Annotated in this window: 18 protein-coding genes; 13 read left to right on the forward strand and 5 right to left on the reverse strand. The window is 74.1% G+C overall.

The window, feature by feature from the left end; translation table 11 throughout:
• Positions 1 to 117: 117 nt before the first annotated feature.
• The gene (locus AC3CHW_RS00345) at positions 118 to 1515 is read right to left on the reverse strand and encodes an amidohydrolase (RefSeq protein WP_488469123.1); all 1398 of its coding nucleotides are present in this window, start codon (positions 1513 to 1515) and stop codon (positions 118 to 120) included.
• Between the two features lie 98 nt (positions 1516 to 1613).
• On the opposite strand from AC3CHW_RS00345, the gene AC3CHW_RS00350 reads away from it, so the two are divergent.
• From AC3CHW_RS00350 to AC3CHW_RS00365, 4 genes are all read left to right on the forward strand, one after another.
• Positions 1614 to 2723 (forward strand): zinc-binding dehydrogenase, encoded by a 1110-nt coding sequence (locus AC3CHW_RS00350; RefSeq protein ID WP_187089685.1) that lies wholly within the window; start codon positions 1614 to 1616, stop codon positions 2721 to 2723.
• 85 nt (positions 2724 to 2808) lie between these two features.
• Positions 2809 to 3771 carry an aldo/keto reductase gene (locus AC3CHW_RS00355; protein ID WP_459249687.1) on the forward strand — a complete coding sequence of 321 codons (963 nt, stop codon included), beginning with the start codon at positions 2809 to 2811 and terminating at the stop codon, positions 3769 to 3771.
• Between the two features lie 179 nt (positions 3772 to 3950).
• Positions 3951 to 4940: an alpha/beta hydrolase gene (locus AC3CHW_RS00360; RefSeq protein ID WP_488469124.1), complete on the forward strand. Its 990-nt coding sequence runs from the start codon at positions 3951 to 3953 to the stop codon at positions 4938 to 4940.
• A gap of 29 nt (positions 4941 to 4969) precedes the next feature.
• The gene (locus AC3CHW_RS00365; protein WP_398611117.1) at positions 4970 to 6214 is read left to right on the forward strand and encodes a multidrug effflux MFS transporter; all 1245 of its coding nucleotides are present in this window, start codon (positions 4970 to 4972) and stop codon (positions 6212 to 6214) included.
• Positions 6215 to 6439: 225 nt separating this feature from the next.
• Here the strand turns inward: AC3CHW_RS00365 and hpaD are convergent, their stop codons facing one another.
• Genes hpaD through AC3CHW_RS00385 form a run of 4 tightly spaced genes read right to left on the reverse strand, consistent with a single transcriptional unit; the run spans position 6440 to position 11402 of the window.
• Positions 6440 to 7468, reverse strand: a complete 1029-nt coding sequence (gene hpaD / locus AC3CHW_RS00370) for a 3,4-dihydroxyphenylacetate 2,3-dioxygenase (RefSeq protein WP_488469125.1) — start codon at positions 7466 to 7468, stop codon at positions 6440 to 6442.
• Between the two features lie 20 nt (positions 7469 to 7488).
• Positions 7489 to 8985 carry a 5-carboxymethyl-2-hydroxymuconate semialdehyde dehydrogenase gene (gene hpaE / locus AC3CHW_RS00375; RefSeq protein ID WP_398611116.1) on the reverse strand — a complete coding sequence of 499 codons (1497 nt, stop codon included), beginning with the start codon at positions 8983 to 8985 and terminating at the stop codon, positions 7489 to 7491.
• A gap of 25 nt (positions 8986 to 9010) precedes the next feature.
• Positions 9011 to 9931 carry a 4-hydroxy-tetrahydrodipicolinate synthase gene (gene dapA, locus AC3CHW_RS00380; protein WP_488469126.1) on the reverse strand — a complete coding sequence of 307 codons (921 nt, stop codon included), beginning with the start codon at positions 9929 to 9931 and terminating at the stop codon, positions 9011 to 9013.
• A gap of 34 nt (positions 9932 to 9965) precedes the next feature.
• Positions 9966 to 11402: a fumarylacetoacetate hydrolase family protein gene (locus AC3CHW_RS00385; RefSeq protein ID WP_488469127.1), complete on the reverse strand. Its 1437-nt coding sequence runs from the start codon at positions 11400 to 11402 to the stop codon at positions 9966 to 9968.
• 289 nt (positions 11403 to 11691) lie between these two features.
• Here AC3CHW_RS00385 and AC3CHW_RS00390 point away from each other — a divergent pair, with 289 nt between their 5' ends.
• The 9 genes from AC3CHW_RS00390 (at position 11692) to AC3CHW_RS00430 (ending at position 22891) form a co-directional block, all read left to right on the forward strand.
• Positions 11692 to 12432, forward strand: a complete 741-nt coding sequence (locus AC3CHW_RS00390; RefSeq protein WP_488469128.1) for an alpha/beta fold hydrolase — start codon at positions 11692 to 11694, stop codon at positions 12430 to 12432.
• A 61-nt stretch (positions 12433 to 12493) separates the two neighbouring features.
• The gene (locus AC3CHW_RS00395; RefSeq protein WP_398611112.1) at positions 12494 to 13168 is read left to right on the forward strand and encodes a GntR family transcriptional regulator; all 675 of its coding nucleotides are present in this window, start codon (positions 12494 to 12496) and stop codon (positions 13166 to 13168) included.
• A 123-nt stretch (positions 13169 to 13291) separates the two neighbouring features.
• Positions 13292 to 14149 carry a maleylpyruvate isomerase family mycothiol-dependent enzyme gene (locus AC3CHW_RS00400; RefSeq protein WP_488469129.1) on the forward strand — a complete coding sequence of 286 codons (858 nt, stop codon included), beginning with the start codon at positions 13292 to 13294 and terminating at the stop codon, positions 14147 to 14149.
• A gap of 101 nt (positions 14150 to 14250) precedes the next feature.
• Complete coding sequence (locus AC3CHW_RS00405) at positions 14251 to 15366, forward strand: phosphotriesterase family protein (RefSeq protein WP_488469130.1); 1116 nt, start codon at positions 14251 to 14253, stop codon at positions 15364 to 15366.
• Positions 15363 to 16433, forward strand: coding sequence for a phosphotriesterase family protein (locus tag AC3CHW_RS00410; protein WP_488469131.1), 1071 nt, complete (start codon positions 15363 to 15365; stop codon positions 16431 to 16433). Before AC3CHW_RS00405 ends, AC3CHW_RS00410 begins: the two co-directional genes overlap by 4 nt.
• Before the next feature lie 45 nt (positions 16434 to 16478).
• On the forward strand, positions 16479 to 17456 hold the full coding sequence (locus AC3CHW_RS00415) for an alpha/beta hydrolase (protein ID WP_488469132.1): 978 nt from the start codon (positions 16479 to 16481) through the stop codon (positions 17454 to 17456).
• Between the two features lie 191 nt (positions 17457 to 17647).
• Entirely contained in the window at positions 17648 to 19357 is a 1710-nt protein-coding gene (locus AC3CHW_RS00420; RefSeq protein ID WP_488469133.1) for an amidohydrolase, read from the forward strand.
• A gap of 311 nt (positions 19358 to 19668) precedes the next feature.
• Entirely contained in the window at positions 19669 to 21147 is a 1479-nt protein-coding gene (locus tag AC3CHW_RS00425; protein ID WP_488469134.1) for an MFS transporter, read from the forward strand.
• Positions 21148 to 21292: 145 nt separating this feature from the next.
• Positions 21293 to 22891 carry a thiamine pyrophosphate-dependent enzyme gene (locus tag AC3CHW_RS00430; RefSeq protein ID WP_488469135.1) on the forward strand — a complete coding sequence of 533 codons (1599 nt, stop codon included), beginning with the start codon at positions 21293 to 21295 and terminating at the stop codon, positions 22889 to 22891.
• Positions 22892 to 22921 lie beyond the last annotated feature (30 nt).

Here is a 22921-nt window from a genome sequence, read left to right on the forward strand (position 1 = left end):
CCGTCGGGGTCTGGCCGTACGCGGTAGGCGGCGAGCCGGGTCGCTTGGGCTTCCCCGTGCTCGTGGCCGGTCGGCCTCGCCCGGTGCGCTTCGGCGGACCGGGCGGGGTCGGTGGCGTCAGGCCGTCTCCGGGACCGCGACGCGCGCGTCGCGGTCGTAGACGATCTCGCCGTCCACCACGGTGAGTTCCACGTTGACGTCCGGCAGCTCGGCCGGAGTCACGGCCAGCGGATCGGCTTCGAGTACGCACAGGTCGGCGACCATGCCGGGGGCGAGGGTGCCCTTCCACGCCAGGGCGTGGTCCTGGCGGGCGGGCTCGACCGTGTAGCAGCGCAGCAGGCGGCCCATCCGGCGGCGCGGGTCGGGAGCGGGTCCCATCCACTCGTCGGCGGCGGCGATCTGGCGGCGCCAGTCCGGGGAGAGCACGGGCGCGTCGGAGGTCAGACACAGGGGGACGCCCTCGTCGAGCGCCGCCTGGAGGGGCCACGCCGCTGCCGCCGATCCGGGGCCGAGCGCGGCGTCCACCAGGGTGCGGGTGCGGACCGCGATCTCGGGCTGGGTGTCCAGGCCCACGCCGAGGGCGGCCATCCGGCGCAACTGCGGCCGGGTCACCAGGTCGCCGTGGATGACGTAGTGACCCAGGTCGGTGTCGCGCTCGGCGCGGGCGCGTTCGATCGCGTCGAGCGTGACGTCGATGGAGCGGTCCCCGGTGGCGTGCACGCCGACCTGGTGGCCGGCGCGGTGCGCGGCGATGATCATCTGGGCCAGGTTGGCCTCGCGCTCGGCGTCGTCGGCGCCGGCCACCAGGAGGGATGGGCTGACGCCGTCGGCGTAGCAGTGGTGCGTGTAGGCGGAGTGCATCGGCGGGATGCCGTCGGCGAATATCTTGACGCCGGCGAAGCGGAGCCAGCGCGGGTCGTTGGTGGTGCCGTCGGTGGCGGCGAGGCCGGCGAGGAAGCTCTCCAGGTCGCTGGGCCCGTCCAGCTCGCCGAACAGCCACAGGGCGGTGACCCTGGCTCTGAGCAGCCCCTCGGCGGCGAGCGCGCGGTACTGCTCGGCGACCGAGGTGCCGAAGGCTCCGGTGGCGCCGTGGTCCTCGCCGGGTCCGAGGCCCGGTTCGGTGTAGCTGGTGATGCCGAGCGAGGCGACGAGTTCGCCGGCGCGCAGGATCGCGTGGCGGCGCTCGGCGGCGTCGAGCAGCGGGCGCTGCGGCGCGGGGCCGGGGCCCGCCTGGCCGCCGAAGAGCGTGTCGGGCCACATGGCGCCGAGCCAAGTGGCGTGCAGGTGGGCGTCGTTGATGCCCGGGAGGACGGTGCGTCCGGCGAGGTCGACGACGCGGGTCGCGGGGCCGGCGAGTGCCATCACCTCGCGCTCGTCGCCGATGCGGGCGACGTGTCCGGCGCGCAGCGCGATCGCGGTCACTCCCCCGCCTCCCGGGCACAGGGCGTGGACCACACCGCCTCGCAGGATCAGGTCGGCCGATGCATTGCGGGCGTCGCCGTCGGCTGTGCGCACGGGTGCTCCTCGTTGCTCTCAGGGTCTCGACATTTGAGTCAACATCCGTAGACTAACGCATCATCGAGCCCCCGTTAGCTCGATCCGAAGGAGCTTCGATGGACTTCCCCTCCTCGACCCGCGCCGCCGTCCTCAGCGCCCACGGCGCCGGCCTTGACCTCACTGACCTGCCGCTTCCGGCGAAACCCGAACCGGGCGCGGCCGTGGTGCGCATCGTGTGCACGACGCTGTGCGGCACCGACATCGAGATCTGGTCGGGCAAGATGACCTTTCCCGGCATGCTGCCGATGGTGCTCGGCCACGAGATGGTCGGCGAGATCGTCGCCGTCGGCGAGGGCACCCGGGACGCCCTCGGCCGCGAGTTGTCCGTCGGCGACCGCATCGGCTGGTCCGAGTCGACGTGCGGCGCCTGCCACGGCTGCACGGTGCTGCGCGAGCCGGTCGCCTGCTCCACCCGCGGCTACGGCTTCCTGCAACGCGCGGACGTGCCCCCGTACGCGACGGCGGGTCTGTGCGAGTACGCCTACGTGGTCCCGGGCGCGGCCAAACTCCTGCTGCCCGCGGCCATCCCCGACACCTGGGCCGCGATGGCCGGCTGCGCGGCGAAGACCGTGCTGCGGGCCTTCTCCCGGGTCGGCGGCGTACGCCCGGGCTCGCGCGTGGTCGTGCAGGGCTCGGGGGCGCTCGGCCTCTTCGCGACCGCGGTCGCCCACCTCAGCGGCGCGGGAACGGTGATCACCGTCGGCGCTCCCCCGGCGCGCCTGGAACTGGCCCACGCCTTCGGCGCCCAGGAGACGGTGGACATCGCCCACGGGTCCGAGGCCACCGTCGCCCGGGTGCGGGAGCTGACCGGTGGTCAGGGCGCGGACCTGGTACTCGACTTCGCCGGCGCCCCCTCGGTCGGCCGGGAGGCCGTGGAGATGGCCGCGCAGCGCGGGCGCGTCGTCGTCGTGGGCTCCACCGGGCCGACGGCCGAACCGCTGGCGCTCGGCACGGTGATGGGCAAGGAGCTGACCATCGTCGGCTCGCTCAACGGCGACATCGCCGACTACCACGACGCGATCGGCTTCTTCACCTCCTTCGCCGACCGCATGCCCTGGGACCGCCTCTTCGGCACGCCCGTCGGGCTCTCGTCGGCCTCCGCGCGCATCGCCGCGATGAGCCGGCACGAGGAGATCAAGGCCGTCATCGACCCCCGGCTCCCCTGATCGGCCGGCCACACCCGTGGGCACCGGGTGCTACCCGGTGCCGCCCGGTGATACCTGGAGAGACCCAGAGATTGAGGAACGACACGTGACCACCACACAGCTCCCCCGGCACCCCATCGGCACCAGCGAACTCGCGGCGTCGGCGCTCTCCCTCGGCTCGTGGCACACCTTCGACCGGATGGACTTCGCCGACGCGGTGGACCTGGTCCGCTACGCGCTCGACCGCGGCGTCACCCTGTTCGACGTGGGCGTCTACGGCCTGCCCGGCAAGCCCCCCGTCTTCACCGACGTGCTGTGGGGCGCCATCATGCGCGCGGTCGGGGTTCCCCGGGACGCGTACCTGGCCTCGGTGAAGCTGTGGATCGAGGGCTTCGACGCGCGGGGCTTCGCGCCCCAGTTGAAGAACGCGTTCCTGCGCACCGGCCTCGACCACGCGGACCTGGTGATCCTCGGCGACCTGCGGCGCGACGACGTACGCCTGGAGGACCTGGTCGGCGACCTCGCGGCGCTCACCGACGCCGGGCTGATCCGCGCCTGGGGCGTGAACAACTGGTCGGCCTCCAGCATCCACGCCCTGCGCCGCATCGCCGCCGAGCGCGGCGTGCCCGGGCCGCAGATCGCGCAGCTCAAGTACAGCCTCGCGCGCCGGTCCATCCCCGACGGGCAGCCCTTCGCCGAACTGTTCAACTCCGGCCTCAGCATGCAGTCGTCGGACGTCCTGGAGGGCGGCATCCTGGCCGGTCGGACCGCGCCCGACCGGGAGATCGGCCGCGACCCCGGCTCGATCCGCGAGGCCATCGTGGCGACCGTGCCGGCCGTCACCGAGCTCGCCGAGAAGCTCGGCGCCACGCCGGCCCAGCTCGCGATCGCGTTCACGCTCAGCCACCCGGCCAACGTCACGACGCTGGTCGGCGCCACCAAGCTGGCGCAGGTACGGCAGAACATCGAGGCCCTGGACCTGCTGGAGCGGGTCGGCGCCGACGAACTGCGCACCCTGGTCGAACCGTTCTGGGTGGACCGCGGCATCGTCGACCCGGAAGGCCCCTGACCGATGACGGCCCCGCCCCGCCGACCGAACCAGGAGCAACCGGTGACCCGCATATCCGACCCGCGTGGCGGGCCCGGCGTCCGCGGCGCGGGTGCCGGCGGCGCCGCGCCCGCCGCCAGCCGGCCCGTGCGCGCGCGGCAGGTCGCGCGCCCGCGTCCGGGCCCGCGGTGGTGACCGGCATGCCGCGCCCGCGCCCCGTCCCCTACGACCCGCACCTGGAGCCGGGCCTGGCCGCGTGCCGCGAGCTCATCGAGGGCATCCCGCTGCGGGCCCACACCATCCACGCCAACCGCGCCCACTTCGCCACGATCGTGCCGTCGCTGGAGACGGCGATCGGCGCCAGCCCGGTGGACTTCGAACACGTCACCGTGGCCGGCCCGGCGGGCGCGCCGGAGGTGGAACTGACCGTCCTGCGGCCCCGTGGCGGGGTGCGCGGGGCGCCCGGGATCTACGCCATCCACGGTGGCGGCATGATCCTGGGCAACCGGTTCTTCGGCGCGGCGGGCCTGGTCGACGAGGTGGTGCGGTACGGCGCCGTCGCCGCGACCGTCGAGTACCGGCTCGCGCCCGAGTACCCCGCGCCAGCCGCCGCCGAGGACTGCTACGCCGGGTTGGTCTGGTTCGCCGAACACGCCCGCGACCTGGGCGTCGACCCGTCCCGCATCCTGGTCAGCGGCGCGAGCGCGGGCGGCGGCCTGAGCGCCGCGGTCGCGCTGATGGCCCGCGACCGCGGCGGCCCCGCCCTGGCCGGGCAACTCCTGGACTGCCCGATGCTGGACGACCGCAACGAGTCGGTCTCCAGTCGGCAGTACGACGGCATCGGCATCTGGGACCGGCACAACAACGACACCGCCTGGAACGCCGTGCTGGGCGCGGACCGGGGCACCGAAGGCGTCTCGCCCTACGCGGCGCCCGCGCGCGCGGCCGACCTGTCCGGGCTGCCGCCCGCCTTGGTCACGGTCGGCGCGGCCGAGGTCTTCCGCGACGAGGCCGTCGAGTACGCCACCCGCATCTGGGCCACCGGCGGCCAGGCCGAACTGCACGTGTGGGCCGGCGCGTACCACGGCTTCACCGGCTTCTCGCCGGACGCCGGGGTCTCCCGGGCCGCGGCGGCCACCCGCGCGTCGTGGATACGGCGCGTCCTGGGCAGTACCGGCCGGTCGCGGTGACGACGGCCGCACCGCGCGGCGCGCGCGTGATGAGCGCGCGCCGCGCCGCGTTCGTCCTGGGCTCGCTCGAGGTGTTCGGGCCGCTGTCGATGGACCTGTCCATGCCGCTGCTGCCGCACCTCGCCAGGGACCTGCACACCAGCGACAGCCTCGCCCAGGCGTCCATGTCGGTGTGCATGCTCGGGCTCGCGCTCGGGCAGCTCGTGACGGGACCGCTCAGCGACCGGTTCGGCAGGCGGCGGCCCCTGCTGTGGGGCGTGGCGCTGTTCACGGTGTTCTCGCTGCTGTGCGCGTTCGCGCCGACCATCGAGATCCTGCTCGTCCTGCGGTTCCTGCAGGGCGTCGCCGGGTCGGCGGGCGTGGTCATCGCGCTCGCCGCGGCCCGGGACATCGCCTCCGGCGCCGAGTTGGCGCGGCTGCTCAGCCTGCTCGGTCTGGTCGGGGCGCTGGCCCCGATCCTGGCGCCGGTGGCCGGCGGGCAGCTCGCGGCCGTCCTCGACTGGCGGGGCCTGTTCGTGGTCCTGGCCGGCGTGGGCGTCGCCCTGCTGGTCGTCTCGGCCACGCTGCTGCCCGAGACCCTGCCGCCCCCGCTGCGGCACGCGGGCGGGTTCGCCGAGACGGGCCGCCGGTTCGGCGTGGTCCTGCGTGACCGGCTGTTCGTCTGCTACCTGCTGGTGGGGGCGTGCACCGGTACGGCGTTCTTCACCTACCTGGCGTCCATCAGCTTCGTCCTGCAGGACGGCTTCCACCTCAGCCCGCAGGCGTTCGGCCTCGTCTTCGCGATGAACGCGGTCGTCGCGGTGTTCGGGTCGCTGTCCAACCGCGCCGTCGTACGCCGGGCCGGCCCCGCGCGCATGTACGTGCTGGGTACGACGGCGACGGCGGTCGCCGCCCTGGCCCTGCTCGGCACGGTCGTCCTCGGGCTCGGCCTCGGCCCGCTGCTCGTCGTCCTCGCGCTGGTGCTGTTCTGCTACGGGGTGATCAGCCCGAACAGCTCGACCCTCGCGCTCACGGGCCACGGCGAGCGTGCCGGGACCGCGGCGGCCCTGCTCGGCATGTCGAGCTTCGCCGTCGGCCCCGTCGTCGCCCCGCTCGTCGCGCTCGGCGGCAGCCCGGAGCTGACCATGGCCTGCACCATGGCCGTCGCCACCACCCTGGCCTGCGTCCTGGTGTGGGCCACGGTGCGCCCCCGCCTGCGCCGGTCCCAGGACGCCCCACCCGCCGGCGCACACCACGCCGACGACGCCGGCGCCCAGCGCGGGGCCCTGCACTGATCGCCTCACGCCGTTTTCCCCTCGCGTACGCCCCGTCGCACACGTTAGAGCCGCCGCCGGCACCCCTCGCCGGCGGCGGCTCTCGTGCGCGGCGGCCCACGCCGTGGGCGGCCTCCGACCACGGCCCAGCGGGAAGCGCGCGGTCAGCGCGGGACGGACGAAACCGGGTGACGGCCGAAGCCGTCACCCGGTGGGTCACCCGTTGCTGGGTCACTCGGTGGTGGGTCAGTCGCCCTGCCTGGCCGGTTCGACGATCCCGAGGCCGTCGGCGCCGACCTGGACGGCGGACTCGTCCAGGACGGACTCGGTGACGGGCACCGGGCGGCCGTCCAGGTCGAGGACCGGGGACGCCTCCTTGTACCAGGACTCGATCACCGCGTTGCCCCAGAAGTCCCGGCGGCGGTCGTCGCGGACGTTCCACCGGTAGGTCTCGTGGTCCGGGTCGCCGGTGTAGTAGTCGGAGGTGTAGATCTCCACCCGGTGGCCGTCCGGGTCGCGCAGGTAGAGGTAGAAGGCGTTGGAGACGCCGTGCCGGCCCGGGCCCCGCTCGATGTGGTGCTCCTGGCGCAGCGAGCCGAAGAGGTCGGCGGTGCGCAGCACCTGGTGCGACTCGTGGGTGGCCACGCCCACGTGGTGCAGGCGCGGGCCCGCGCCTCCGGTGAAGGCCACGTCGTGGACGGTCTGCTTGCGGTACATCCAGGCCGCGTACAGCTCGTGCTCGTCGCCCTCGATCGTCTCCGAGCAGCCGAAGCCGAGCGCCTCGTAGTGGGCGTAGGCGGCGGGGATGTCGGGGGTGCAGATGTTGAAGTGGTCCAGGCGCGCTATCTCGGCGCCGCGGCGCAGGTCGTAGCGCTGGATGAGGCGCTCGGCGCGCTCGATGTCGTGGAAGAACTCCACCGGGAAGCCGAGCGGGTCGATGACGCGCACGGCGTCGCCGACCCCCGGCGTGCCCGCTCCCTTGGGCACGCGGCGCACGGGCCGGCCGAGCGCGGTGAAGTACGCCTCGGCGCGGTCGACGTCCTCGCTGGTGCGCACCCGGTAGGAGAGGTGGTCCAGGGCCGCCGTCCCGCCCTTGCGGAGCACCAGGGAGTGGTGGGTGAGCTCGTCGGTGCCGCGCAGGCACAGCAGGGACTCGTCCTCGTACTGGAGGTGGAAGCCGAGCATGTCGACCCAGAACCAGCGGGCCTTGGCCAGGTCGGTGACGACGAGCTGGGCGTAGGCGGAGCGGACGACGTCAGGAGGGGTGAGGGTCATGGGAGGTCGCTCCTTGACGGTCACGCGCCGAAGCGGGGGGTGTGGGCCTGGTCGAGCATGACGTGGACGATCTTCGACTCGGTGTAGAAGTCGATACTATGCGCACCGCCCTCGCGGCCGAGGCCGGATGACTTGACCCCGCCGAAGGGAGTGCGCAGGTCACGGACGTTGTGGGAGTTGATCCAGACCATGCCGGACTCGACGGCGTGCGCGACGCGGTGCCCGCGCTTGAGGTCGGAGGTCCACACGTAGGCGGCGAGCCCGTACTCGGTGGCGTTGGCCAGCTCGACGGCCTCGGCCTCGTCGTCGAAGGGGGCCACGGCCACGACCGGGCCGAAGATCTCCTCCTGGAAGATGCGGGCGTCGCGGGGGACGTCGGCGAAGACGGTGGGCTGGAGGTAGTTGCCCTCCGGCAGGTGCGCGGGGCGTCCGCCGCCGGCCACCAGCTTCGCCTCCTGCTGCCCGATCTCGACGTAGCCGAGGACGCGCGCGTAGTGCTCGGCGTGTACCAGGGCGCCGACCTCGGTGGCCGGGTCCGACGGAAGGCCGACCTTCACACGCTCGGCGCGCTCGGCCAGGCGGCGGGTGAACTCCTCGTAGATCGGGCGCTCCACCAGGACGCGGGAGCCGGCGGTGCAGCGTTCGCCGTTGAGCGAGAAGACGCCGAAGACGACCGAGTCCAGCGCCGCGTCCAGGTCGGCGTCGGCGAAGAGCACGACCGGGGACTTGCCGCCCAGCTCCATCGACGTGGTCTTCAGGTGCGCCGCCGAGCTGCGGACGATGTGTCGGCCGGTGTCGGTGGAGCCGGTGAAGGAGATCAGCGGCACGCCGGGGTGGTCCACCAGCGCCTGGCCGGCCTCCTCGCCGATGCCGTGCACGATGTTGACCACGCCGGACGGTACGCCGGCCTCGTCCAGGATCTCCGGCCACAGGCTCGCGGACAGGGGCGTCCACTCGGCGGGCTTGAGCACCAGGGTGCAGCCGGAGGCCAGCGCCGGGGCCAGCTTCCAGCTCTCCAGCATGAACGGGGTGTTCCAGGGGGTGATCAGGCCGGCGACGCCGACGGGGGTGCGCACGACGTAGTTGATCTGCTGGTCGCCGGCGCGGAACGCCTCCTCGCCGATGGCGACGATGACGTCGGCGAAGTAGCGGAAGTTCTCGGCCGCCCGCCGGGCCTGGCCGCGGGCCTGGGTGATGGGCAGGCCGGAGTCGAAGGTCTCGAAGGCGGCCAGGCGCTCCTCGCGCGCCTCGACGCCGTCGGCGATCCGGTACAGGATGCGGGCGCGCTCCCGGTTGCCCAGCTTCGACCAGGCGGGGAAGGCGGCCGAGGCGGCGGCGACGGCGCGGTCCACGTCGTCGGTGGTGCCGGCCGCCGCGGTGGCGTAGGGGGCGTTGGAGACGGGGTCGCTGACGGGGAACGTGCGGCCGTCGGCGCTGTCGGTGAGTTCGCCACCGATCCAGTGGCGGATCCGGGTGGGCAGGTCGGCCGGGCGGCCCGGGGTGGGGTTCGTGGACATGGGTGTCTCTTCCCGTAGCGGAGGGTCAGAGCTGCTGGGTGAGGTCGCCGCCCTCGGCGAGCAGGGCGCGGACGCGGGCGAGGCCGTCCTCGGTGGGCGGGGTGAGCGGGGGGCGTACGTGGTGTGAGGCGATGCGGCCCTGCTGCGCCAGCACCCACTTGGCCGGGGCCGGGTTGGTCTCGACGAACAGCAGGTCGACCAGGGGGTGCAGGCGGTAGTGCAGCTCTCGCGCGGCCTCGTGGTCGCCGGCCTCCCACAGTTCGTACATCCGGGCCACGGCGGTGGGTGCCAGGTTGGCCACGGCGGAGACGAAGCCGGCTCCGCCGAGCGCGAGCAGCGGCAGGCACAGCAACTCGATGCCGGACCACACGAGCAGCTCACGGCCGCAGGCGTGCAGGACGCGGGAGAAGTGCTCGAAGTCCTTGGTGGTCTCCTTGACGCCGACGAAGTTGTCGAAGTCGGTGAACAGCCGCCGCACCGTGTCCGGCGCGATGTCCACGGCGGTGCGCGAGGGCACGTTGTAGGCGACCAGCGGCAGGTCGGGGAACTCGCGGGCCACGGTGGCGTACCACTGGTACAGCGCTTCCTGGGTGGGGCGCGCGTAGTACGGGGTGATGACCAGGGCGGCGTCCGCGCCCAGCTCCCGGGCCGCCGCGGTGATCTCCAGCGTCTCGTCCAGCTTGTGCGAGCCGGTGCCGGGCAGGAACGGCACCCGGTCGTCGATCTCGGTGGCGGCGGTGCGCATGGCGGCGATGCGCTCGGCGGCGCTCTGCGCGGAGGGTTCGCCGGTCGAGCCGCCCAGCGAGATGCCGTGCGAGCCGGACTCCAACTGCCAGCGGATCAGGCCCCGCAGGCTGTCGTGGTCGACCGCGCCGTCGGCGGTGAACGGCGTGACGAGGGGGGCGATGGACCCGCGGATGGTGGCGGGGTCGGTGCGGAACTTCATGGGGTGCTCCGTGGGTGGGTGGGTGCGAGCGGATTCACGGTCGGGTGTCGCGCCACTGCTGGTAGGCCGGCTGCCAGGTGGGCCCGAGCGGGTACAGGCCCTCGATGGCCTCGCCCGCCGCCACCTGTTCGGCGATGAACCGCTCCCGCGCTTCCTGTTCGACGCTGTCGGCGATGAGTTCGCCGGCCAGGTCGGGCGGGACGATGACGACGCCGTCGGCGTCGCCGACGAGGATGTCGCCGGGCTGTACGAGCGCCCCGCCGCAGGCGATGGGCACGCCGGTGTCCCAGGGGACGTGCCGGCGCCCGAGGACGGCGGGGTGTTCGGCGGCGTAGTACGTGGGAAGGTCCAGGTCGGCCACTGCGGCGCTGTCGCGCAGCCCGCCGTCGGTGACGATGCCGGCGGCGCCGCGCATCTGGGCCCGCAGCGCCAGGATGTCGCCGATGGTGCCGGAGGTGGGGTCGCGGCGGGCGTCCATCACCAGCACCTGGCCCGGGCGCAGCTCCTCGACGGCGCGCTTCTGCGCGTTCATGCCGTTGCCGTACCGCGCGAAGAGGTCCTCGCGCAGCGGCAGGTAGCGCAGGGTGTGGGCGGTGCCGACGAGTCTGCCGCCCGGCTTGGTGGGGCGCAGCCCGTCGATCGTCATGTGCTGGAGGCCGCGCTTGCGCAACTGGGAGCTGAGGGTGGCGGTGGCCAGGCCGCGCAGCGCCTCGGCGACGCCCTTGTCGAGGGTGGGCTGCTCGACGTGGGCCGGGCCCCAGGCGTCGGCCCGCAGCGCGGCGTCGACGCGCGGCATGGCGCCCCACTCCGCCAGGGTGTGTTCGGCCTCGGTGACCTGGTTGCGCAGCCGGCCGCTGGTCAGTCCCTGGTCCGGGGCGCTGACCTCGACCTCGACGGTGTCGCCGGGCGAGACCACGGAGGCGCCGGCCGGGGTGCCAGTGAGGATCACGTCGCCGGGCTCCAGGGTGACCAGCCGCGACAGGTCGGCTATCAGGGTGCCGAAGGGAAAGAGCAGGGTCGCGGTGTCGGCGTCCTGGACCAGTTCGCCGCCCACCCAGGTGCGCAGCCGCAGGGCGGCGGGGTCGAGCGCGGTGGCGTCGAGCAGCCGGGGGCCGACGGGGGTGAAGCCGTCGGCGCCCTTGGACCGCAGGTTGGAGCCGCGGTCGGCGTAGCGCAGGTCGTACGCGCCGGCGTCGTTGGCAGCCGTCACCCAGGCGACGTGGCTCCACCCCCGCTCGGGGCTGACCCGGTGCGCGCGGCGGCCGATGACCAGGGCGATCTCGCCCTCGAAGGCCATCAGTTCACAGCCGCTGGGCCGCGCGATGGCGTCGCCCGTGCCGGCCAGCGACGAGGGGGGCTTGAGGAAGTAGGACGGCTGGTCGGGGACGCGTCCGCGTTCCCTGGCCCGGCAGGGGTAGTTGAGGTGGACTGCGATGATCTTCGAGGGCTGGGTTCCCAGCGGGTGCGGCATGGGAGTTCTCCTGGGCGTGTGCGGCGCGAGGCGCTGGTCGAGGAGGAGGGGCGACGGTCCGCGCGGGCGGTGGCGAAGGGGTCCGGCGCGGACCGCGGGCGGCCTTGCTGAGACGACCGGGCAGGTACCACGGTGGAATAATCGTATACGATATCATGCATGGCAGGTCGGGGAAGATGGTGCGCCCCGCCAGTGGCGCGGGCGCGGCCCACCCCGCGCGCCAGCGGACCACCGTTCGCGTACAGAATCGAAGTTCACCGCCGACACTCGATGTGAGGATGTGCGACCGATGCAGAGTCGAACCGGTCTGACGGTCCGAACGTTCGCCCCCGCCCAGACCGCCGGCCAGCCGCCCGTGCTCCTCGTGCACGGCTTCGGCTCGGACGGTGGCCGGGACTGGGTGGACACCGGGATAGCCCGGGCGCTGACCGCGACCGGGCGCGTGGTGATCGCGCCCGACCTGCGCGGCCACGGGGACAGCCCGGCCCCCGCGACGGTCGCCGAGGTCGCCGTGCCGGCCCTGGTCGCCGACCTGGTCACGGTGGTGGACGAGGCGGGCGCGGAGGCGTTCGACGTGGTCGGGTACTCGCTGGGCGCCCGGCTCGCCTGGGAGTTGCCCGCGGCGGCGCCCGGTCGGTTGGGGCGGGCGGTGCTCGGCGGGCTGAGCCCCGTCGAGCCGTTCGCGGCGGTGGACGTGGTGGCGCTGCGCCGCGCGGTCGCCGACGGCGTCGAGCCCGCCGACCCGTTCACCGCGATGATCGCCGGCATGGTGCGCGCCCACGGGCCCCGGGCCACCGGCCTGGCCCGGTGCGTGGAAGGGCTGCGCGCCACGCCCTTCGCGCCCCGGTCCTGGGCCGGCGGCACGCCACCGGTCTTCGTCGCCGGAGCGGACGACGTGATGACCCGTGGCACGGAACAGGTCGCCCAGTCGGTCGACGGTGCGCGGTGGGTCTCGGTCCCGGGCGACCACCAGGGGGCTCTCGCGGGGGACGCGTTCCGCCGTACAGTCCTGGAGGTGCTCGCGGGGTGAACGTGGGAGTGGACAGCCGGGGTCGCGGTGCGGCCGGCCGGCCCGGGGTAGGGAAGCGGCGATGAGTACGACGGAGAAGCGGACGGCCGCCAAGGGGTCGAAGGCCGAGCTCAGCTACGACCTGCTGCGCTCGCGCATCCTCGACGGCACCTACGGGCCCGGCTACCGGCTGGTCCTCAGCCAGCTCGCGCGGGAGACCGGGGTCAGCACGATCCCGCTGCGCGAGGCGCTGCGCAGGCTCCAGTCCGACGGGCTGGTCGAGGTGGTGCGCAACATCGGCGCCCGGGTGGCGGTCTTCGACGCCACGCAGGTCGAGCACTCGCTCCAGGTCCTGGCCCGCTTGGAGGGGTACGCCACCGCGATCTCCGCCGCCCACATGTCGGCCACGGACATCAAGCGGTCCCGGCAGGTCAACGCCCGCATGACCACGGCGCTGGAGGACTTCGACCCCACGGCCTTCACCGCGCTCAACCGCGAGTTCCACTTCTCCCTCTACGCGCACTGCCCCGACGCGCACCTGGTCGCCCTCCTGGAGGCGGAGTGGGCCCGGCTGGACCACATGCGCCGCTCGACCTTCAGCTACGTCCCCGGGCGGGCCCGGCGCTCCGTCGCGGAGCACGAGCGGATGCTGGAGCTGATCGCGGCGGGGGCGCCGCCCCAGGAGATCGAGCAGGTCGCCTGCGCCCACAAGATCGCCACCGCCGACGCGCTGCGCCAGTCGCAGGCCGCGCCCTGAGGCGCGCGGGCCCGGCAGGGCCCGGCTGTGTCCTGCCGAGCCCTGCCGGGCCGGGGGTGCGCGCGCTCGCCCGGGGGCGGATATCCGGTAGTGGGCGAGGCGTGGGGTTGGCAGGCTTGCGCCATGGACTCGCAGCTCAACGACGCGCCCGGCCTCTCCTGGCTCGGCGCCCCGATCGACGCCCGCCCCCTGTTCGCCCCGGAACAGGCCGCGCTGATGGCCACGTTGCGCGGCCTGGCGCCCGCCGACTGGGCCAGGGAGGCGGTGCCGGGATGGACCGTGCGCGACCTCGCCGCGCACGTCCTGGGCGACTTCTACGGGCGCCTCGCCCGGGACCGCGACGGCCACCGGGAGGGGCCGGCCCCCGCGCCGGGCGAGACGTTGGAGACCTTCCTCCACCGCATCAACCAGGAGTGGGTGACCGCCTTCTCCCGGGTGAGCCCCGCCGCGCTCACCGACACCCTCGACCTGATCGGCCGGCAGGTCGCCGAACTCTTCGCGGCCAGCGACCTCCACGCGCCGTCGCTCGGCGTGTCCTGGGCCGGTGTGGACCCGGCCCCGATGTGGCTGGACAGCGCCCGCGACTTCACCGAGTTCTGGACCCACCGCCAGCAGATCCGCCGCGCCGTCGGCCAGGGCGTCGACCCCGACCCCGCCCCGCTCGCCGTGGTCCTGGACACCTTCATGCGGGCCCTGCCCCACACCCTGCGCGAGGTCGCCGCGCCGGTGGGCACGCAGGTCCGGGTACGGATCGACGGCCCCGCCGGCGGCACCTGGACCGCGACGGCCACCGGCCCGCGCTGGTCGCTCGCCGAGCCGGACGCGGGACGCCCCGCCTCGGTCGTACGCCTGGACGCGGACACCGCCTGGCGCCTGTGCGCCCGCGACATCCAGCCCGACGCCGCCCTGGCCCGGGCCGGCGTCGAGGGCGACCGCGACCTGGCCGAGGCGGCCTGTCAGATCGTGTCCATCGTCTACTGACCGCGACCGGCCGCCCCCTCGTCCGGGGGCAGAGGGTTTTCCCGGGATCACTGGCGCACGATCGTATACGATGAGGTATCTCGCCTGTTAGGTTGAGTCGTATGTCCACCACCGACTCGACTGCGGGTGCGGTCGGCGCGGCCCAGGCCGCGCAGGAATCCGGGGGCACCGTCGTCACCGTCACCGGCGAGATCTCGCCGGCCGCGCTCGGCGTGGTACTCCCCCACGAACACCTTCTGAGTGACTACGCCACGCCGCACGACACGGCGGAGTCCTGGGCGGCCGTCGGGCGCGCCCGCCCCACGGCCGCGAGTTGGCAGCCCTACCAGGCGCCCCTGACGATGGAGTTGCTCGGCGACATCGGCGTGGGCACCGTCAACCGGGACAACTGGCGGCTCCACGACGAGGAGTTGGCCACGGCGGAGGCCGCCGCGCTGCGGCGCGCCGGCGGCGGCACCCTGGTGGACGCCACGGCGCCGGGCCTGGGTCGGCGGCCGGCCGCGCTGCGCCGCGTCGCCGAGGCGACCGGCCTGCACCTGGTGATGGGCTCGGGCCGCTACCACCCGGCGTGGCCCGCGGGACCGGCCGACCTGAGCGCCGAGCGCCTGGCCGAGGAGATCGTCTGCGATCTCACCGAGGGGGTGCACGGGGTCCGGGCGGGCGTCATCGGCCACCTGGCCGCGCTCGACCCCACCGCCCCCGCCGAGCGCGCCGTCCTGGTCGCGGCGGCACGGGCGTCGGCGGCCACGGGCGCCGCCATCTCGCTCAGCCGCTCCCCCGACGCCGCCACCCAGCAGCGCGTGCTCGACGTGCTCGCGGCCGAGGGCGCGGACCTCGCGCGGGTCGCCGTCGGGCGCTGTGACGGGCTCGCGCCGCGCCCGGACGACCTCGAACCCCTCCTGGAGCGCGGGGTGTTCGTGCAGTTCGACCAGCTCGGCCGGCTGCCGTCGGTGCACAGCGTCAGCGATGACCAGGACGTCGCCGCCGCCGTGCTGGAGCTCGCCGGGCGGGGCCACGCCGAACGCGTCCTGCTCTCCCAGGACGTCAGCACCAAGGCCCAGTTGCTCGCCTACGGCGGGGGCGGTTACGGCTTCGTCCTGACGCAGTTCGTCCCGTACCTGAGGATGCTCGGCGCCGACGACGCGCTCGTCACCACCCTCACCGTGGACAACCCCCGGCGCCTGCTCACCCTCACCCACCGGAGGGCCGCCTCGTGAGCCGCTACCCGTTCGCGATCCCGGACATCGCCGGCAAGGCGCTCACCGTCGCGGGGCCCGTGGACCCGTCACTCCTCGGCCAGACGCTCATGCACGAGCACATCTTCGTGGACCTGCGACGGCCACCCGGCTTCCACCGCCCCGGCGAGGACTCGCCCGAGGCCGCCGAGCCGCTCACCCTCGCCAATCTGGCCCGCACCCGGCACGGCCACCCCAACGCCGACAACGACCGGTTGGCCGACTTCGACGAGATGCTGTCGGAGGTCAGCGCCTTCGCCCACGCCGGGGGCGGCACGGTGGTGGAAGTCTCCCCCATGGGCCTGGGCCGGGACCCCGAGTCGCTGCTGCGGCTGTCCCGCGCCAGCGGGCTGCACGTCGTCATGGGTGGCGGCTGGTACACCCCCACCTTCCACCCGGCGGACATGGCCGAGCGCAACGTCGACGCGCTGGCCGACAGCATCGTGCGCGACATCGCCGTCGGGGTCGGCGACACCGGCATCCGCTCGGGCGTCATCGGCGAAGTGGGCGCGGAGACGGCCCCGTTGACGGAGAACGAACTCAAGAGCGTGCGCGCCAGCGGCCGGGCGAGCAGGGTGACCGGCGCGCCGGTCACCTTCCACGTCGGCGGCGTCGGCGAGGACAAGCTCCGGGTGCTCGACATCCTCGCCGAGGAGGGCGTGGCCGCGTCCAACATCGTCCTGGGCCACGCCATGGAGGTCATCGCCAACCCGTCGCTCGGCGAACGCGTCCTGGCGCGCGGCGTCTTCGTGGAGTTCGACTTCCTCGCCTCGCCCGGCAGCCCGTGGGGACACCTCGTCCTGACCAGCGACCACAAGGTGGCCCGGGGCGTCGCCGAACTCGTCGAGCGCGGGTACGCGCGCCAACTCCTGCTCGGCCACGACGTGTGCCAGAAGATCCAGCTCAAGCGGTACGGCGGGCAGGGTTACGACTACATTCCACGCCACTTCCTGCCCGCCCTGCGCCGGCTGGGGGTGAGCGAGCGGGCGCTGCACACGATCATGGTCGAGAACCCGGCGCGCGCCCTCGCGTTCGCCAGGCCGCGGTGACCGACCGCCCTCGCCACCCATCCCACCGCCCGTGAGGGAGCACCCATGCGCCTTCGTCCCGTCCCCTTCGACCCCACGCTGAGCGCGGTGCTCGACGCGCTGCCCCGTACCTCGGGCCCGGAGTTGTCCCTGGCGGACGTTCCGAAGCTGCGCGAGGCCGCCACGGCGTTCCCCACCCCGCCGATCGCCGAGGTCATCGGCGACCGGGAGATCGACGCCGAGGAGCTGACGGTTCCCGGCCCCGACGGCCCGCCCGACCTCGCCGTCACCGTGCTGCGCCCGCGCCGCCTGCCGGCGCCGGCCCCTGGCCTGTACAACATGCACGGTGGCGGCATGATCAGCGGCCATCGCCACCAGGACGCGGCGCGCCTGGCCGATCTGGTGGAGGAGTTGGGGGCGGTCGCCGTCAGCGTCGAGTACCGGCTCGCGCCGGAGCATCCGGACCCGGCGCCCGTGGAGGACTGCTACGCGGGCCTGGTGTGGATGGCGCGCGCCGCCGCCGACCTGGGCGTCGACCCCGGCCGCGTCGTCGTCATGGGCGGCAGCGCCGGCGGCGGCCTGGCGGCCGGGGTCGCGCTGCTCGCCCGGGACCGCGAGGGGCCGGCTCTGGCGGGGCAGTTGCTGTTGTGCCCGATGCTCGACGACCGGAACACGACGGTCTCCAGCCACCAGTACGACGGCAGCGGCACCTGGCAGCGGTCGATGAACCTGCTGGGGTGGCGGGCGCTGCTCGGCGACCGGGCGGGCGGCACGGCGGCGCGGGTGTCGCCCTACGCCGCCCCGGCCCGGGCCGGCGACCTGTCGAACCTGCCGCCGGCGTTCGTCGAGGCCGGCAGCGCCGAACTGTTCCGGGACGAGGACGTGGCGTACGCGTCCCGCATCTGGGCGGCGGGGGGTCAGGCGGAGCTGCACATCTGGCAGGGCGCCTTCCACGGCTTCGACGTCTTCGCCCCGGACCACGAGGTGACGCGCGCCGCGCTGGCCACCCGCCTGTCCTGGCTGCGCCGCGTGCTCGACCGCTGAGGCGCGGCGACGCCCCGACACCGCCCACGCTCTCACCCCGCCACGCGTCCCTTGCCGGGCCCGTACGCCGAGCATAAGGTTTGGCCTCAAACGAGACCCACTCGACGGCCGACCTGCCTGGCCCCCCTCACCTCCTCGCCCCCTCGCAGATCTCTCCCCACCCCACCGACCACCAGCCAGAAAGGCCATCGATGTCGGAGACAGCGGACCTCATCCTGACCGGCGGCTCCGTGCTGACCATGGACGACGCGTTCACCGTCGCCCAGGCGGTCGCCGTCACGGCCGATCGCGTCGTCGCCGTCGGCACCGACGCAGAGATCACCGCGCTCGCCGGGCCCGCCACGCGGGTCATCGACCTGGCCGGCCGGACGGTACTGCCGGGCATCAACGACTCCCACCTGCACGCCGCGGCGTGGGCGCTGACCAGGCCACCGTTCGCGCTGGACGTGGGCCACCCGACGGTGCGCTCGATCCACGACGTCACCCAGGCGGTACGGGAGGCCGCGGCCCGTACCCCTCGGGGCGAGTGGATCACCGGTCTCGGCTGGGACGTCGGCTACCTGGCGGAGTGCCTGGCCGACCAGGCCCGCCGGCCGCACCGGGGTGACCTGGACGCCGCCGCCCCCGAGCACCCGGTCTGCCTGACCGACTTCTCCGGCCACATGGTCTGGGTGAACTCGGCGGCGCTCGCACGCGCCGGGATCGCCCGCGACACGGAGTCACCCTCGGGCGGGGTGATCGAGACCGACGGCGCGGGGGAACCCACCGGCATCCTGAAGGAGACGGCGCAGGCGCTCGTCCAGCGGCTGGTGCCGCCCGCGACCGTGGCCCAGCGCAAGGAGGCGATCCGGTCGGCCGTGGCGGCGCTGCACGCCGAGGGCATCACCAGCTTCACGGAGCCCGGGCTCGGCCCGGGCGGCGCCGAGATCCTCGGCGGCGGGCTCGACACCGGCACCCTGCACGCCTACGTCGAGTTGGCCAGGGCCGGTCAACTGGCCTCGCGGGTACGGGTGTTGTTGCTGCCCGCGCCCATGGGCGGCTCGGCGGCCGACGTGACCCAGGGCCTGCGCGGGCTCGCCCTGCCGCGTGACGTGGACGAACGGCGGCTCGCCGCGATCGGGGTCAAGGTGTTCGCCGACGGGGTGCCGCCGAACGAGACGGCCTGGATGCACGAGCCCTACCCCGGGGGCGGCCACGGGGCGCTGTGCGTGCACGGCGCCGACGCCGGCCTCAAGCAGGCCGAACTCGCCGAGATGATTCGGGTGGCGCACACGGCCGGGTACCAACTGGGGGTGCACGTCACCGGCGACCGGGCGATCGACGCCGTGGTCGACGCCTTCGTGGCCGCCCAGCGGGCGCACCCGCGCCCGGACGCGCGGCACTACGTCATCCACGGCGACTTCGCCTCGCCCGGGAGCCTGGCCAAGCTCGCCGCGCACGGCTACGGCATCAACATGAACCCCGCCATCAAGTGGACCATCGCGGACCTGATGGACGACGTCGTCGGCCGCGAACGGTCGGACTACCAGTGGCCGGTGCGCTCCGCGGTCGAGGCGGGGATCGCCGTGTGCGTGGGTTCCGACGCGCCGATCACGATGCCCAACTGGCGGCAGGGCGTCGCCGCCATGCTGCTCCGCGAGTCCAAGGCCACCGGCCGGGTGAGCGGCCCCGACCAGCGGGTTTCGCTGGAGACGGCGCTGCGCGCCTACACCGTCAACCCCGCCAGGCAGGACTTCGCCGAGGAGTGGAAGGGCACCGTCGAGCCGGGCAAGGTCGCCGATCTGTGCGTCGTGGGCGGCGACCTGCGCGCCACCGACCCGCACGACATCGTCGACCTGCCCATCGACCTGACCGTCTTCGACGGGGACATCGTCTTCGCGCGCGAGTCCGCCGACCGGTGATCGCGTGGTCCGCGTGAACCACATCGCGGAGGCCGACCGTCCGCCCCACGGAAACCATAGATTCCACATAGCAGAACACATGCCTTCAACCATTCCGCTCTACAGATCACTTGCCTACATTGAGGCTCCTGGCCCCGCGGAGGCGGCCGAGGTCACGGTGGGCGCGCGTACCGCCGTACGGAACGGACCGCGGGGTACGAACCCCACGGCGCTTCGGCGAGCACCGTACGCGCGGGGCGGCACGGCCGGGCCCGAGCGCCCCGAGCATCGCGCACGCGGCCGTGGTCCGCCCCTTGAGCCAAGGAGATCCCATGAAGGCTGTACCGGACGAGGCCCCGGGCCCGGTGGTGGGTGCGGGGGCCGAGCCGGACGCGGAGCAGACGCGGGGGCGACTGCGGCCGTGGCACACCCTGTGGTTCCTGTTGCTGCTGGGTTGGACGGTCAGCGCGGCCGACCGCGCCGTCACCGGGCCCGTGGTCTCCTGGATGATCGACAACGGCGTGGGCTTCCTCGCCGAGGCGGACAACCCGCACGCCCTGGGCGGGCTCATCGGCGGCCTCTTCTTCGCGGGTTACATGCTCACCCAGTTCCCCGGCGGCTACCTCGGCGACCGCTACGGACACCGCACGCTGATCGTGGTGAGCCTGCTGTGGGCCGGCGTCGCCACCATCCTGACCGGCTTCCTCGGCGGGCTGATCGCGTTCATCGTCGTCCGCGTGGTGACCGGGCTCGGCGAGGGGGCGTTCTACTCCAACGACCGCACCCTGATCACCGCCGCGACGCCCGAGCGGGACCGCAGCCTGGGCATGGGCGTGGTCATCACCGGGCTCGCCTTCGGCATCACCATCGCCATCGTCGGCACCCCGCACTTCATCGACGTGGGCAAGGTGTTCCTGCCCGACGTCGAGGCGTGGCGGATGGCGTTCTGGATCCTCGGCGCCGCGACGCTCCTCGTCGGCACCGCCACGACCTGGTACTTCCGTGCCCACCTCCAGTGGCGCACGGTGTGCCGGGCGACCGCTCACCTGGGCGCGTACTCGTTGGTGTCCCTGGTGCTGATCATGGCCGTCTACCTGATCGGCGACCGCTCCGGCCTGTCCGACCTGTGGATCGCGCTCCTGGAGGTCGTGCTCGCCGCCGGGCTCGTGCTGTTCGCGCTGACCCGCAAGGGTGAGGAGCTCGGCCCGGTGCTCAGGAACCGTGACCTGTTCCTCATCTACCTCGCCAACATCGCGATCCTGTGGAACCTGTGGTTCTTCAGCTTCTGGTCCGTGTCGATCGTCGCGGGCGCCGCGCACTCGTCGTTCGCGAGCGCCGCGCTCACCGCGGGGTTCAACGCGGGCGCCGGCATCCTCGGCTTCCCCGCTGGCGGCTGGCTCTCGGACCACGGCGTACGGCGCGGCTGGAGCCGGAAGTCGATCATGCTCACGTTCACCGGCATCCAGGCCGTGCTCACCGTCGCGTTCGCCTGGTACCTCAGTGCGACCGACCGGCCCTCGCTGTGGGTGATGGGCGTGCTGCTCTTCTTCGCCAGCCTGTTCTTCAACGCCCTGCAACCGGTGGGCCACGCGCTCACCGCCGACCTGGCCCCACCCGAGCTGCGCGGCTCCGCCTTCGGCATGCAGAACCTCATCGGCGAGACGGGCGCCGTGCTCTCGCCGGCCGTGGGCGGCGTGCTGCGTGACTCCACCGGGAGTTGGACCGCGGCCGTGTGGCTCGACGCGGCGATCGTCGCCGTCGGGTTCTGCCTGTTGGTCGGCGTCCGTGGCCGGCGCCCCACTCCCCCGTGAAGCACCCTCCCCCACCGTGCGAACCGCCCGCCCCACCCCGGACACCCCGCCGGGGACGCCCCGCCCCGGCGCGAAACACCCCGGGCGCCGGGGGCCGGCGGGCGAAGCCCGGGAACCACCCTCACAGAACGAAGGAACCATCACGATGCGCACCGTCCGCGACGCCGCCTTCGACGTCATGCGTCAACACGGCCTGACGACCCTCTTCGCCAACCCGGGCTCGACCGAGGTGGCCCTGCTCGCCGACCTCCCCGACGACCTCGCGTTCGTCCTCGCCCTCCACGAGGGCTCGGTGGTCGGCGCCGCCACCGGCTGGGCCATCGCGTGCGACCAGCCCGCGCTGGTCCTGCTGCACACCACCGCCGGGCTCGGCAACGCCGTGGGGGCCCTGGCCACCGCCCGGGTCAACCGCGCGCCGCTGGTGGTGCTGGTCGGCCAGCAGGACCGCCGCCACCTGGCCCAGGAACCCTTCCTCGCCGGCAACCTGGAGGGACTGTGCGGCGAGTACCCGGTGCGCGTGGAGACCCCGATCCGCGCCCAGGACGTGCCGGGGGCCATCGGCCGGGCCGCGCACGCCGCGACCACCCGGCGCGGCCCGGCGCTGGTGATCGTGCCCATGAACGACTGGGCCGAGCCGGCCGACGACCTGCCGGTGCCCGCGCCGGCCACCCTCCGGCAGGCCACCGGGGCCGACCCTGAGGCGGTGGCGCACCTGGCCGACCTGCTGGCGGAGGCGCGCTCCCCCGCGCTGGTCGCCGGGTCGGCCGCCGACACCGAGGCGGGCTGGGCCGCGCTCACCGCGCTGGCCGAGCGGCTGAACTGCCCGGTGTGGCAGGAGTCCTTCGGCGCGCGCGCCGGCTTCCCGCAGGACCACCGGCTGTTCGCCGGCCACCTGCCCGGCGACCGCGCCCGACTGCGCGAGACCCTCGCGCCGTACGACCTGGTGCTCGCGGTGGGCGCCCCGGTGCTGCGCCAGTACGCCTACGGGGAGGGGCCCCTGGCACCGGCCGGCACCCGGCTGGCGCTGCTGACCGACGACGCCGACGAGGCCCACCGCGCGCCGGTCGAGCTCGCGGTCCTGGCCCCGCTGCCGGCGTTCTGCGCGGCCCTTGCCGAGCGGGTCCCGGCCCGCGCGCAGGCCCCGGCCATCCCCGCGCGGACCGCGCCGCCCGCGCCACCCCGGCCGGGCGAGCCGCTGCGGGCCGCGCACGTGCTGTCCGCGCTCGCCGAGCGCCTGCCCGCCGACGCGGTGGTCGTCGAGGAGACCCCGTCGAGCCGCCCGGAGCTGCACGCGCTGGTGCCGGCCCGGCAGCCGCTCGACTTCGTCAGCGCCGCCATGGGGGGCCTGGGGTTCGCGCTGCCCGCCGCCATCGGCATCCGGATGGCCGCGCCGCGCCGCCCGGTGGTGGCCGTCGTCGGCGACGGCTCGTCGCTCTACCAGATCCAGGCGCTGTGGACGGCCGTACACTACGAGGTCGGCGCCGTCTTCATCGTGCTGGCCAACGGCCGGTACGCGGTGATGGACAGGCTTGCCGAAAAGCACGGTGGCAAGGCACCCTGGCCCGCGTTCGACCAGGTAAGCGTCCGCTCGCTCGCCGAGTCCCTGGGCTGCCCCGCTCGCCGGGTCACCCGTTACGACGAGTTGGTCAGCGAGCTGGGCTCCCTGGTCGCCACGTTCGAGACGCGCACGGAGCCGCTCGTCCTGGAGGTCGCCGTCGAAGCCGAGACGGCCTTCCAGCCGTGAGGCCCCACCTGCCCGCCCCCGCACTCGACC

Source organism: Streptomyces sp. MGP-BFMKR1 (assembly GCF_057766585.1).